General features: G+C 63.0%; 12 protein-coding genes. 3 read left to right on the top strand and 9 right to left on the bottom strand.

The window, feature by feature from the left end; all coding sequences use genetic code 11:
• Positions 1-2: 2 nt before the first annotated feature.
• Positions 3-2,669: an alanine--tRNA ligase gene (alaS, locus tag AC1DX6_RS22670; RefSeq protein ID WP_477317445.1), complete on the bottom strand. Its 2,667-nt coding sequence runs from the start codon at positions 2,667-2,669 to the stop codon at positions 3-5.
• A gap of 279 nt (positions 2,670-2,948) precedes the next feature.
• Positions 2,949-4,049: a recombinase RecA gene (gene recA, locus AC1DX6_RS22665; protein ID WP_112561417.1), complete on the bottom strand. Its 1,101-nt coding sequence runs from the start codon at positions 4,047-4,049 to the stop codon at positions 2,949-2,951.
• 283 nt (positions 4,050-4,332) lie between these two features.
• On the opposite strand from recA, the gene AC1DX6_RS22660 reads away from it, so the two are divergent.
• Both AC1DX6_RS22660 and AC1DX6_RS22655 read left to right on the top strand, forming a co-directional pair.
• Entirely contained in the window at positions 4,333-5,277 is a 945-nt protein-coding gene (locus AC1DX6_RS22660) for a carbohydrate kinase family protein (RefSeq protein WP_477317443.1), read from the top strand.
• A gap of 64 nt (positions 5,278-5,341) precedes the next feature.
• Positions 5,342-6,259 carry a pseudouridine-5'-phosphate glycosidase gene (locus AC1DX6_RS22655; protein ID WP_477317441.1) on the top strand — a complete coding sequence of 306 codons (918 nt, stop codon included), beginning with the start codon at positions 5,342-5,344 and terminating at the stop codon, positions 6,257-6,259.
• A gap of 4 nt (positions 6,260-6,263) precedes the next feature.
• Here the strand turns inward: AC1DX6_RS22655 and AC1DX6_RS22650 are convergent, their stop codons facing one another.
• Complete coding sequence (locus tag AC1DX6_RS22650; RefSeq protein ID WP_477317439.1) at positions 6,264-6,587, bottom strand: TfoX/Sxy family protein; 324 nt, start codon at positions 6,585-6,587, stop codon at positions 6,264-6,266.
• A gap of 91 nt (positions 6,588-6,678) precedes the next feature.
• On the opposite strand from AC1DX6_RS22650, the gene AC1DX6_RS22645 reads away from it, so the two are divergent.
• Positions 6,679-7,176 carry a GFA family protein gene (locus AC1DX6_RS22645; RefSeq protein WP_477317437.1) on the top strand — a complete coding sequence of 166 codons (498 nt, stop codon included), beginning with the start codon at positions 6,679-6,681 and terminating at the stop codon, positions 7,174-7,176.
• 190 nt (positions 7,177-7,366) lie between these two features.
• Here the strand turns inward: AC1DX6_RS22645 and sufA are convergent, their stop codons facing one another.
• The 6 genes from sufA to sufB form a co-directional block, all read right to left on the bottom strand.
• A complete protein-coding gene (sufA, locus tag AC1DX6_RS22640) occupies positions 7,367-7,747 on the bottom strand; it encodes a Fe-S cluster assembly scaffold SufA (protein ID WP_477317435.1) in 381 nt (126 codons plus the stop codon).
• Positions 7,748-7,850: 103 nt separating this feature from the next.
• Entirely contained in the window at positions 7,851-8,243 is a 393-nt protein-coding gene (locus tag AC1DX6_RS22635) for an SUF system Fe-S cluster assembly protein (RefSeq protein ID WP_477317433.1), read from the bottom strand.
• A 5-nt stretch (positions 8,244-8,248) separates the two neighbouring features.
• Positions 8,249-9,493 (bottom strand): cysteine desulfurase, encoded by a 1,245-nt coding sequence (locus AC1DX6_RS22630; RefSeq protein WP_477317431.1) that lies wholly within the window; start codon positions 9,491-9,493, stop codon positions 8,249-8,251.
• Positions 9,494-9,497: 4 nt separating this feature from the next.
• Positions 9,498-10,766 carry a Fe-S cluster assembly protein SufD gene (gene sufD / locus AC1DX6_RS22625; RefSeq protein ID WP_477317429.1) on the bottom strand — a complete coding sequence of 423 codons (1,269 nt, stop codon included), beginning with the start codon at positions 10,764-10,766 and terminating at the stop codon, positions 9,498-9,500.
• A 19-nt stretch (positions 10,767-10,785) separates the two neighbouring features.
• Positions 10,786-11,541, bottom strand: a complete 756-nt coding sequence (gene sufC / locus AC1DX6_RS22620) for a Fe-S cluster assembly ATPase SufC (protein WP_477317427.1) — start codon at positions 11,539-11,541, stop codon at positions 10,786-10,788.
• A gap of 27 nt (positions 11,542-11,568) precedes the next feature.
• The gene (gene sufB / locus AC1DX6_RS22615) at positions 11,569-13,086 is read right to left on the bottom strand and encodes a Fe-S cluster assembly protein SufB (RefSeq protein WP_477317425.1); all 1,518 of its coding nucleotides are present in this window, start codon (positions 13,084-13,086) and stop codon (positions 11,569-11,571) included.
• Between the last annotated feature and the right edge of the window lie 98 nt (positions 13,087-13,184).

The following is a 13,184-nucleotide window of genomic DNA, read 5'->3' as shown; positions in this document are numbered from 1 at the left end:
CGCTAGGCTGCTTCGAGCGCAGCCTTTACAGCGGCGATCGCATCGGCGGCCTTGGAGGCATCGGGGCCACCGGCCTGGGCCATATCAGGCCGGCCACCGCCACCCTGCCCGCCCAAGGCGGCGGAGGCCACGCGCACCAGGTCGACGGCGCTGAAGCGGCCGAGGAGGTCATCGGTGACCGCGACCACGACGCTCGCCTTGTTGTCTTCGCCGGCGCCGACGAAAACCACCACGCCGGAGCCGAGAGACGACTTGCCGGCATCAGCCAGCGGCTTCAAATCCTTCGGCGAGACACCGGAAACCGCCTTGCCGAGGAAGCCGACACCGGCGACGGTTTCGTTTTCGGCCGGCGCACCGGCCGCAGCACCCCCACCCAGCGCCAGCTTCTTGCGCGCCTCGGTCAGTTCCTTCTCGAGTTTCTTGCGCTCGTCGAGCAGCGCTTCGACACGTGCCGGCACATCGGCCGGCGAGATCTTCAGCGTCGCCGCCGCCGCTTTCAGCCGGCGATCCTGCTCATCGAGGTATTTTCTGGCGGCTTCGCCGGTCAGCGCCTCGATGCGGCGCACGCCGGCGGCGACCGCGCTGTCGGAGACGACACGCACCAGACCGATATCGCCGGTCGCCCTGACATGGGTGCCGCCGCAAAGCTCGACCGAATAGGGCCGGTTGGCCTTGGCGCCATGCACGCCGGTGCCCATCGACACGACGCGGACTTCATCGCCGTATTTCTCGCCGAACAGCGCCATGGCGCCCTCGGCGATGGCGTCGTCGACCGACATCAGGCGCGTCGTCACCGGGCTATTCTGGACAACGATCTCGTTGGCCATGCGCTCGACCTCTTCGAGATCCTCCGGCGAAATCGGCTTGTTGTGCGAGATGTCGAAGCGCAGCCGCTCGGGCGCGACCAGCGAGCCCTTCTGCGCGACGTGGGTGCCCAGCACTTCGCGCAGCGCCTCATGAATCAGATGCGTCGCGGAATGATTGGCGCGCAGCCTGGAGCGGCGCGCATGGTCGACCTTGAGCTCGACGGTCGCGCCGGTCTTGACGGTGCCGCTGGCCACCTTGCCGAGATGGACGAACAGCCCATCGGCCTTCTTCTGCGTATCGGAGATCTCGATCGAGAACCCTTCGCCCGAGATAGTGCCGGTGTCGCCCATCTGGCCACCGGACTCGGCATAGAACGGCGTCTGATTGACGACGACGGCAACCGCCTCGCCCTTGCCGGCGCTGTCCATGGTCTTGCCATCCCTGACAAGCGCCTGGATGAGGCCTTCCGCCTGTTCGGTCTCGTAGCCGAGGAACTCGGTGGCGCCGGTCTGTTCGCGTACCGAGAACCAGACTGTCTCGGTCGCCGCGTCGCCGGAACCGGCCCAATGCTTGCGTGCCTCGGCCCTCTGCCGCTCCATCGCCTCGGTGAAGCCGGCAAGATTGACCGAGATGTTGCGCTGGCGCAGCGCATCCTGCGTCAGATCGAGCGGGAAGCCATAGGTGTCGTAGAGCTTGAAAGCGGTCTCGCCGTCCAGCATGTCGCCGGCACCGAGCGTTTCCGTCGCCTCCGAAAGCAAGCCGAGGCCGCGCACCAGCGTCTTGCGAAACCTGGTTTCCTCGAGCTTCAGCGTTTCGGTGATCAACTGTTCGCCGCGAACCAGTTCCGGATAGGCTTGGCCCATCTCGCGCACCAGCGCCGGCACCAGCTTCCACATCAGCGGTTCATGGGCACCGAGCAACTGCGCATGGCGCATGGCGCGGCGCATGATGCGGCGCAGCACGTAGCCACGGCCTTCGTTCGATGGCAGCACGCCATCAGCCACCAGGAAGGAGGACGAACGCAGATGATCGGCAATGACGCGGAACGACGCGACCGTCTCCTTGTCGGGACCACGGCCGATGGCGGACGACGCCACATCGATCAGATGGTGGAACAGATCGGTCTCAAAGACGCTTTCAACCCCCTGCAGGATCGACGCCATGCGCTCCAGGCCCATGCCAGTGTCGATAGACGGGCGCGGCAGGTCGATGCGCTCCAGCTTCGTCACCTGCTCATACTGCATGAACACCAGGTTCCAGAATTCGAGGAAGCGGTCGCCATCCTCTTCCGGGCTGCCGGGAGGGCCGCCCCAGATGTGCTCGCCACGGTCGATGAAGATCTCCGAGCACGGCCCGCACGGCCCGGTGTCACCCATCGCCCAGAAATTGTCCGAGGTCGCGATGCGAATGATGCGGTCGTCGGAGAAGCCGGCGATCTTCTTCCAGAAGCCGGCCGCTTCGTCGTCCGTGTGATAGACGGTGACCAGCAGCTTGTCCTTGTCCAGCCCGAATTCCTTGGTGATCAGGTTCCAGGCAAGCTCGATGGCGCGCTCCTTGAAATAGTCGCCAAAGGAGAAATTGCCGAGCATCTCGAAGAAGGTCAGGTGGCGCGCGGTGTAGCCGACATTGTCGAGGTCGTTGTGCTTGCCGCCGGCGCGAACGCTCTTCTGGGCGGTCGAGGCGCGCGAATAGGGCCGCTTCTCAAGACCGGTGAAGACGTTCTTGAACTGCACCATGCCGGCATTGGTGAACATCAGCGTCGGATCGTTGCGCGGCACCAGCGGGCTCGACGCGACGACCTCGTGACCCTCCTTGCGGAAGTAGTCGAGAAATGTCGACCGGATCTCGTTCACGCCACTCATGAATGCTGCCTTTTCTAGGAGAGCCGCCGGTCAGCCCGGCGGAAAATAGACTTTCGCCCTTGGAAGACGGACTTGGCCTTTTAGCGGTCACACCGCAGCCTGTCCAGAAACACGGGATGGTACAAATCACGGGCTTTGCGGGCCAGTCGAACCCAGCCCTGCGGCGCCGCCAAAACACAAAACCGCCGGCTCAAGGCCGGCGGTTTGAAACCCATCGATACGCAAACTCAATCGGGATACGCGAACTCAAGAAAAACCCGGGCGGGGATTGCCCGCATCCTACATGGCGCCGGATTCTTCCTCGAAGCCGTCGTCTTCGCCACGCTCAGGACCGCCATTTTCGAGGAACTTCTCGGCGATCAGTCCGGCATTCTGCCGCAGCGCCAGCTCGATCTCGCGCGCCGTGTCGGGATTGTCGCGCAGGAACAGTTTTGCATTTTCGCGGCCCTGGCCGAGACGCTGCGAATTGTAGGAGAACCAGGCGCCCGACTTTTCGACCACGCCGGCCTTGACGCCGAGATCGACCAGCTCGCCGGTCTTCGACACGCCTTCGCCATACATGATGTCGAATTCGACCACCTTGAAGGGCGGCGCCAGCTTGTTCTTGACCACCTTGACGCGGGTCTGGTTGCCGACGACCTCGTCGCGGTCCTTGACCGAACCGATGCGGCGGATGTCGAGGCGCACCGAAGCATAGAATTTCAGCGCGTTGCCGCCGGTCGTAGTCTCGGGCGAACCGAACATGACGCCGATCTTCATGCGGATCTGGTTGATGAAGATGACCATGGTGTTGGAGCGCGAGATCGAAGCGGTCAGCTTGCGCAGCGCCTGGCTCATCAGGCGGGCCTGCAGGCCCGGCAGCGAATCGCCCATCTCACCCTCGATTTCAGCGCGCGGCGTCAGCGCCGCCACCGAATCGACCACCAGCACGTCGATGGCGCCGGAGCGCACCAGCGTGTCGCAAATCTCCAGCGCCTGCTCGCCGGTGTCCGGCTGTGAGATCAGCAGATTTTCGAGATCGACGCCCAGCTTGCGGGCATAGACCGGATCGAGCGCGTGCTCGGCATCGACGAAGGCGCAGATGCCGCCCTTCTTCTGGGCTTCGGCCACCGTGTGCAGGGCCAGCGTCGTCTTGCCCGAGCTTTCCGGCCCGTAAATCTCGACGATGCGGCCGCGCGGCAGGCCACCGACGCCAAGCGCGATGTCGAGGCCAAGCGAACCCGTGGGCACAGTCTCGATCTCGACGACCTGCTCATTGGCGCCAAGTCGCATGATCGAGCCCTTGCCGAAGGCGCGCTCGATTTGCGACAGCGCCGCATCCAGAGCCTTTGATTTGTCCACCGCTTTGTCCTCTACAAGCCGCAAAGAATTCTGAGCCATGATACATCACCCCTTGGTCGTCAATGAAGGCCGGACAATCCGTGATCCCTGCCCCAGTTTGTACCTTTTTTGTTCTTGTTTGGCAAGGGGTATCAAATATCTGAAAAACAAACGATATCTGGATTTGTTCTATTTTTGTCTCAGGGTTCCGTTTCCAGATGCATCCTGCATTGGGCCAGGCGGTCCGGTTGTTCCGATCCGCCGAATCGCTGGCTTGCCTGCGAAGCTCCGTCGCACAGCCTAGCGCTTGTGCGGCTGGAATAACAAAGGTCATATCGCCCGCATGGTGAAATCGGCAAAAATATTGGCCGTGGGCGGCGCCCATATCGACCGGCGCGGCCAGGTTTCCGGCGCTTATGTGCCGGCAGCGTCCAACCCGGGCACGATGCGCGAGGATGTTGGCGGCGGCGTCTTCAACGCGCTGCGCAGCATCGTGCGGCGCGGCGTCTCGGCTTCGCTGCTTTCGGTGCGTGGTGGCGATGCGGCTGCCGATACGGTGTCTTCTGCCATCGCCAAGGCCGGCATTGCCGATCTGTCGGCGGTGTTCCTCGACCGCACGACGCCGAGCTACACCGCGTTGCTCGACCGCGACGGTGAGCTGATCGTCGGCTTTGCCGACATGGCACTGTATGACCTGGCGTTTCCCAAGCAGATCCGCCGCTCCAAGGTGCGCGAGGTGATCGGCTCAGCCGATGCGATCCTGTGTGACGCCAATCTTCCGTCGACGGCACTGGAGCGGCTGGTGGCGCTGGCTGGCAGCAAGCCGCTCTTCGCCATCGCCATCTCGCCAGCCAAGGTTGTGCGGCTGATACCAGTGCTCGGCGCGCTGGCACTGCTGTTCATGAACCGGCGCGAGGCGATAGCGCTGGCCGGGGCAAACACCGATGCCACAGAGCGAGGCCTGGTCGACGGCCTGAGGCGCGTCGGCCTCAAGAACGGCGTGGTGACGGCGGGCGGTGGCCGGGTGCTGGGTTTTGACGAAAGCGGCCTTTTCACAATCGTGCCCCCTGCCCCGAGAAGAATCGCCGACGTCACCGGCGCTGGCGACGCGCTGGCCGGCGCTACGGTCGCCGCCCTGCTGCGCGGCCTGCCCTTGCGTGAAGCGCTGCGCGAAGGTGTGGCGGCGGCGACGCTTGCCATCGAAAGCGCCGACGCAGTGCCGGCCTTCACGGCGGCGAGTTTTGCCGAAGCGCTGGCCCTTGTGCCGGATGCACAGGAAGTGGCATGAGACCGGCGAATTGTTGTTGCGCGCGGTCCATGTGGACGCGCGACACTGCAGATCGGAGACCATCATGACCCCGGAAACCGCCCGCCCCTTCATCGACATCCATCCGCCGGTGGCGCAGGCGCTAGCCACTGGGCGCCCGGTGGTGGCGCTGGAAAGCACCATCATCACCCACGGCATGCCCTACCCCGACAATGGCGCCATGGCGGCCAATGTCGAGAAGATCATTGTCGATGGCGGCGCGGTGCCGGCGACGATCGCCGTGGTTGCCGGCCGCATCAAGATCGGCCTTTCCGACGGCGAACGCGAGTCTCTCGCTATGACCGGTGACGCCATGAAGCTTTCCCGCGCCGACCTGGGCTTCGCCGTCGCCGAAGGCCGCACCGGCGGCACCACGGTCGCCGCCACCATGATCGCGGCGCATATGGTCGGCATCAATGTGTTTGCCACCGGCGGCATCGGCGGCGTGCACAAAGGCGCCGAAAAGAGCTTCGATATCTCCGCCGATCTCGACGAACTGGCACGCACGCCGGTCATCGTCGTCTCGGCCGGCGCCAAGGCGATCCTCGACATCGAAAAGACGCTGGAAGTGCTGGAGACGCGCGGCGTGCCGGTGGTCGGCCATGGCTGCGAGACCATGCCGGCCTTCTGGTCGCGGCATTCGCCGTTCCGTGCGCCGCTGACCTTGCGTGGCGCGGACGAGATCGCGCATTTCTACAAGACTCGGGCTGCGCTCGGCTTGAGCGGCGGCATGCTGATCGCCAATCCTGTGCCGCAGGATGACGAAATTCCGGCCGAAGAGATGGCCGGCTACATCGAGGCGGCGCAGAAGGCCGCCGAGGCGCTGAATGTGACCGGCAAGGCGGTGACGCCGTTCCTGCTGGGGAAAATCCTCGAACTGACTGGCGGTCGGAGTTTGAAGACCAACATTGCGCTGGTCGAAAACAATGCTCGGCTGGCGGCGAAGATTGCGAAGGCGCTTTAGGCGATTACTTCCCCGCCCGCCGTCCCGCCTCGTACGCCCGGCGCGCCCAGACCCTCATCTCGTCGGGATCGTCGAAGGCGCTGTCGGGAATGCTCCAGTAGGGCATCGACACGAGCTTGCCGTGTCGCGAGCCGGTATAGGTCCATTGCTGGCAGCCGGCGGCTTCGAAGTCGGGGGCGCTTTCGGCGTCCGCCTTCAGCTTCAGTTCGCCGCGCAGCACGATGGCGACGATGACGCCGTCGAAATAGATGCCCTTGCCGCCGAACAGTTTTCGGATGCTGACCGGGCCGAGTCCTTCGAAAAGTTCGGCGATGCGTTCATTGTCCATACCGCGATCATGTCATCGCGATTCGGACTTGTCATCGCCGCAACCAAAACCATGCTGACAGGTTGAGAACGAAATTCGTCGGAGTTCTTTCATGCCGCTTCTGCTCAAAGGGTCCTGCCGCTGCAACGCCGTGCGCTTCGAGGTGGAGAGCCACACGCCGGCGCCGTTCATGCTGTGCTACTGCTCGATCTGCCGCAAGCAACAGGGCGGCGGCGGTTTCGCCATCAATCTCGGCGCCGACTACGAGACGCTGAAAATCGAGGGCAAGCGCAGTCTCGGCGTCTACCGGGCCGAGATCGAGGACGACGAGCACCCGCAGCGCGACGTCTCGTCAGGCGAGCGCAATTTCTGCAAGAAATGCGGATCAGCACTTTGGCTCTACGATCCGACCTGGCCTGAGCTGGTGCATCCCTTTGCCTCGGCGGTCGACAGCGACCTGCCCGAGCCACCCGAAAAGGTACACATCATGCTGAAATACAAGGCGACCTGGGTCGAGCCGGCGATCGGCAAGGGTGACAAGATTTTCGACGTCTACCCCGAGGAATCGATTGCCGACTGGCACAAGCGAACCGGGATGTGGGTGAAGTAGGGTGCTTCTCCCCGTTCTACGGGGAGGTGAGGAGTGGTCCGCGCAGCGGACGAAAAGCCAATTGCTTGGCTTTTCGAATGACGAACGCCGGCAGGCAGATGAGGGGCGGCACTAGCTTTGGAGAGGTAGGCGCTGCCCCTCATCCGGCCCTTCGGGCCACCTTGTCCCCGTAAACGGGGCGAAGGGAAGCTCAGGCCGACTCGCGTGCTTCAGCCAAGGCCTTCAGGTCGGCCGGCTTCAGTTCGACGGATTCGCCGCAGCCGCAGGCCGAGCTCTGGTTCGGGTTGTGGAAGGTGAAGCCGGTGCGCAGCGTCGTCTGCTCGAAATCCATCTGCGTGCCGAACAGGAAGAGTGCTGCTTCCGGCGCGACATAGACGTGGGCGCCGTCGCGCTCGATATGGTCGTCCTTGGTGTTGGGCTCGGTCACCAGGTCGACCGTGTATTCCATGCCGGCGCAGCCGCCCTTCTTGATGCCGAGGCGAATGCCATGCGCATTGTCGCGGGTAGCAACGATCTCGCGCACCCGGTCGGCGGCCTTTTCGGTCATCGTGATGACGGCGAAGCGTCCCATTCTTTTCTCTCTCCATTCCGTGCAGGTTCAAGGCCTGCCGAATGATTCCTCACCTAAAATGGTGAACCTTTCTACCCGACGCAAGGGCGCCAGCCTGACCGCCTCAATACCAGCCCACTGCCACCTGCGCTTCTTCCGACATGCGGTCGGGCGACCAGGGCGGGTCGAAGGTCATGTTGACCTCGACGCCGGAAACGCCTTCGACGGCGCCGACGGCATTTTCCACCCAGCCGGGCATCTCGCCGGCGACAGGGCAGCCGGGCGCGGTCAGGGTCATGTCGATCTTGACGGCGCGGTTGTCCTCGATGTCGATCTTGTAGATCAGGCCGAGTTCGTAGATGTCGGCCGGAATTTCCGGGTCGAAGACCGTCTTCAGCGCCGAGACGATGTCGTCGGTCAGCCGCGCCAGTTCATCGGCGGGAATGGTCGAGGCGGAAACCAGCGGGTTGATGGCCGTTTCCGGCGCGGTCTCGGTGGTGTGGCTAGCGTCATCCATGATCGTCACCCGAAGAACTTTCGCGCTTTTTCGAGCGCTTCGGCCAAAGCGTCGACTTCAGCCCTGGTATTATACATGCCGAACGATGCCCTGCATGTGGAGGTTACGCCGAAGCGTTTCAACAGCGGCTGGGCGCAATGGGTGCCGGCACGCACCGCAACACCCTGCCGATCGATCACCATCGACACATCATGGGCGTGAATGCCCTGAAGCTCGAAAGAGATGATGGCGCCTTTGCCCGGCGCGTCGCCAAAGATGCGCAGCGAGTTGATGGCGCGCAGCCGCTCATGCGCATATTCCTTTAAATCGGCCTCGTGGGCTGCGATGCGCTCGCGGCCGATCTTTTCCATATAGTCGAGTGCAGCGCCCAGCCCGATCGCCTGCACGATCGGCGGCGTGCCGGCTTCAAAACGGTGCGGCGGGTCGTTGTAGGTGACGATGTCTTCCGTCACCTCCTCGATCATCTCACCACCACCCATGAAGGGCCGCATGCCTGCGAGACTATCCTTCTTGCCGTAGAGCACGCCGATGCCAGAGGGACCGTAGACCTTGTGGCCGGTGAAGACGAAGAAGTCGCAGTCGAGATCCTGCACGTCGATCGGCATGTGCACGGCGCTCTGGCTGCCGTCGACGAGTACGGGAATTCCACGCGCATGCGCGATGCGGACGATGTCCTTGATCGGCGTCACCGTGCCCAGCGCATTCGACATCTGGGTGATGGCGACCAGCTTGGTGCGGTCGGTCAGGCGCTTTCCGAATTCCTCGATGTGGAAGACGCCGAGATCATCGACCGGCACCCAGACCAGCTTGGCGCCCTGGCGTTCGCGGATGAAATGCCACGGCACGATGTTGGAATGGTGCTCCATGATCGACAGCACGATCTCGTCGCCCGCGCCGATGTTGGGCATGCCATAACCGTAAGCAACGGTGTTGATGGCCGCGGTCGTGTTCGAGGTGAAGACGATGTTGTCGGTGCTCGGCGCGTTGAGGAAACGGCGCACCGTCTCGCGTGCCTTCTCATAGGCGTCGGTCGCCGCATTGGAGAGGAAATGCAGGCCGCGATGGACGTTGGCATATTCCTGGGAATAGGCGTGCTGAATGGCGTCCAGTACCGCTTGCGGCTTCTGCGCCGAGGCGCCATTGTCGAGATAGACCAGCGGCTTGCCGTAGACTTCCCGCGACAGGATCGGAAAGTCGCGGCGGATCGCCTCGACGTCGTAGAAATCTCCGATCTTGCCCGGTGCGTTCATCGGTTCACCCGTGTGTCAAAAACCAGTCGTCGAGCCGTGCTTCCAGCGCGTCGACAATGGCCTCGTCCTTCAGTTCTTCGATCACCTCGGCGACGAACGCCTTGACCAGCAGGCCGCGGGCCGACTTCTCGTCGACGCCGCGCGCCATCAGATAGAACAGATGGTTGTGATCGATCTCGGTGACCGTCGCGCCATGGCCGCAGACGACGTCGTCGGCGAAGATTTCCAGCTCCGGCTTGGTCGAGAACTCGCCATCATCCGACAAAAGCAGCGTGTTGCAGGCCATCTTGGCGTTGGTCTTCTGCGCGTATTGGTGGACGTTGATGCGGCCCTGGAACACGCCGCGCGCCCGCCCTGTCACCACATTGCGGATCACTTCCGTCGACGTCGTGTGCGGCACGGCATGGTCGAGCACCATGGTCACGTCGGTATGCGTGTCGCCGGCCAGAAGGTTGATGCCGCGCAAGGTGAAGTCGGCGCCTTCGCCTGTCGTCTTGACCACGATCTCCTGGCGCACCAGCTTGCCGCCGGCATTCATGAAGAACACCGTCAGCTTCGAATTCTTGCCGAGATGCGCCTTGAACTGGGCCAGATGCGTGGCCGTTTCCGGCTGCTCCTGGACGATCAGCCAGGTGACGTCGGCGCCTTCGCCCAGCACAAGCTGGCTGACCGAGCTCACCAGTGCCGCACCCTCGCCGGTCTGGCGCTCGACGATGCTTGCCTTGGCCCCGGTGCCGACGCGGACGGCCAGGCGCACATGGGTCTGGCCGCCGGCCTGCAGGTTCTGCAGCTCGATCGGCTTGTCCAGCTGAGCGCCGTCGGCGATGTCGACAAAATAGCCGTCGGCAACAAAGGCAGTGTTCAGGGCGCCGATGGCATCATCGCTGCCATAGGAATCGAGCCCCGGCGCGATGCTGCCGTCAGTCAGTTTTTCTGAAAGGCGTTGCACGGTGACGCCGTCGAAGACAGGGAGCTTCGTGCCCGACACGCCGTTGAGGATCGCCAGGACGGCCGAACCGTCAACGATCGGCGCAATGGCCTTGGTCTTGGCCGCGGGATCGAAATCAGGAACCAACGTCAGCAGGCGGCGCAAATCCGTGTAGTGCCAGGATTCGATGCGCCGCGTCGGCAGGCCGCTCTTGATCGCCTCGATGGCGTCGTCGCGCTTCAGCATCACCGCGCCGTCACCGGGCAACAGCGACAGCCGCTCGCCAAAAGCGTCGATCAGCGCCGTTTCGGCCTGCGTGCGCTGGGGTGTCGAATGCATGTTCATCAGCTTCGCCTCTGGCATCTCACGCGGCTTCGCCGATCACACCGGCGTAGCCATTGGCTTCGAGGTCGAGCGCCAGCGATTTGTCGCCCGACTTGATGACCTGCCCCTTGTAAAGGACGTGCACGCTGTCCGGCACAATGTGTTCGAGCAGGCGCTGGTAGTGGGTGATGACGACAATGGCGCGGTCGGGCGAGCGCAGCGCGTTGACGCCGTCCGAGACGATCTTCAGCGCGTCGATGTCGAGGCCTGAATCGGTCTCGTCGAGCACGCACAGCTTCGGCTCCAGCAGCTTCATCTGCAGGATCTCGGCGCGCTTCTTCTCGCCGCCGGAGAAGCCGACATTGAGCGGCCGCTTCAGCATCGCCATGTCCATGTTGAGCGAAGCCGCCGCTTCCTTCACGCGCTTGATGAATTCCGGAATCTTCAGCGGGTCCTCGCCGCGCGCCTTGCGCTGCTCGTTCATCGCCACTTTCAAAAATTCCATCGTCGCCACGCCCGGTATCTCCATCGGATACTGGAAGGCGAGGAAGATGCCCGCCGTGGCGCGCTCGGCCGGATCCATTTCCAGGATCGAATGGCCGTTGTAGAGGATGTCGCCTTCGGTGACCTCGTAGTCCTCGCGGCCGGCGAGGATGTAGGACAGCGTCGATTTTCCCGAACCGTTCGGGCCCATGATGGCGGCGACCTCGCCGGCTTTCACCGTCAGGTTCAGGCCGCGAATGATTTCCGTGCCGTCATCGACGATGCGGGCATGCAGGTTCTTGATCTCAAGCATTCTTTTCTTTCCTGAATATCTTTCCGGTCAGCCGACCGAGCCCTCGAGGCTTATACCGATCAGCTTCTGCGCCTCGACCGCGAACTCCATCGGCAACTGCTGGATGACATCCTTGACGAAGCCGTTGACGATCAGCGCGATCGCCTCTTCTTCGGGAATGCCGCGCTGCATGACGTAGAACTTCTGGTCCTCGGAAATCTTCGAGGTCGTCGCCTCGTGCTCGAACTGCGCCGTCGAGTTCTTGGCTTCCATGTAGGGCACTGTGTGCGCGCCGCACTGGTCGCCGATCAGCAGCGAGTCACAGTTGGTGAAGTTGCGGGCGTTGGTCGCCTTGCGGTGCGCCGAGACCTGGCCGCGATAGGTGTTCTGCGAGAAGCCGGCGGCAATGCCCTTGGAGATGATGCGGCTCGACGTGTTCTTGCCGAGATGGATCATCTTGGTGCCGCTGTCGACCTGCTGATAGCCGTTCGACACGGCGATCGAATAGAACTCGCCTGAGGAATCGTCACCGCGCAGGATGCAGCTCGGGTATTTCCAAGTGATGGCCGAGCCGGTTTCGACCTGCGTCCACGAAATCTTCGAACGGTCGCCACGGCAGTCGCCGCGCTTGGTGACGAAATTGTAGATGCCGCCCTTGCCCTCGGCGTCGCCGGGGTACCAGTTCTGCACCGTCGAATATTTGATCTCGGCATCATCGAGCGCCACCAGTTCGACGACCGCGGCGTGCAGCTGGTTCTCGTCGCGCTGTGGCGCCGTGCAGCCTTCGAGATAGGAGACGTATGCCCCCTCCTCGGCGATGATCAGCGTGCGCTCGAACTGGCCGGTGTTCTTCTCGTTCATGCGGAAATAGGTCGAAAGTTCCATCGGGCAACGCACGCCCTTGGGCACGAAGACGAAGGAGCCGTCGGTGAACACGGCGGAGTTCAGTGTGGCGTAGTAATTGTCGGAGGTCGGCACGACCGAGCCGAGATACATCTTCACCAGTTCCGGGTGCTCGCGGATCGCTTCCGAGATCGAGCAGAAGATGACGCCGGCCTGCGCCAGCTCCTTCTTGAAGGTGGTGACGACGGAGACGGAATCGAACACCGCGTCGACGGCGACGCGGCCCGACTTGTAGACATTGTCGCTGGCTTCTTCGAATTCCGACACGTCGGTCTTCTGCACGCCGGCGAGGATTTCCTGTTCCCGCAGCGGAATGCCGAGTTTTTCATAGACCTTCAGCAGTTCGGGATCGACGTCGCTCAGAGAAGTCGGGCCGGGCGTGCTCTTGGGCGCCGCGTAGAAATAGATGTCCTGGAAATCGATCTTCGGATAGTGGACGCGCGCCCAGGTCGGCTCATCCAGCGTCAGCCAGCGGCGATAAGCTTCCAGACGCCATTCCAGCATCCAGGACGGCTCGTCCTTCTTGGCCGAAATGAAACGGATGATGTCTTCGCTCAGGCCCTTGGGGGCCTTGTCCATCGCGATTTCGGTCTGGAATCCGTATTTATACTGGTCGACGTCGATCTTTCGAACCCGATCGATCGTGTCCTGCACAGCAGGCATAAGCGTTCTCCATCCACGCCGGGGTCAAGGCCCGACAGTTTTCAAACTATGGCACCGGCAATGAGCGCCCATGGCGCTCCGAGGCGGCGTAAGTTCCA

Source organism: Mesorhizobium sp. P2_C4, assembly GCF_056404575.1.
Note: the sequence above shows the minus strand (reverse complement) of the source record. Positions and strands in the feature narration are given on the sequence as shown.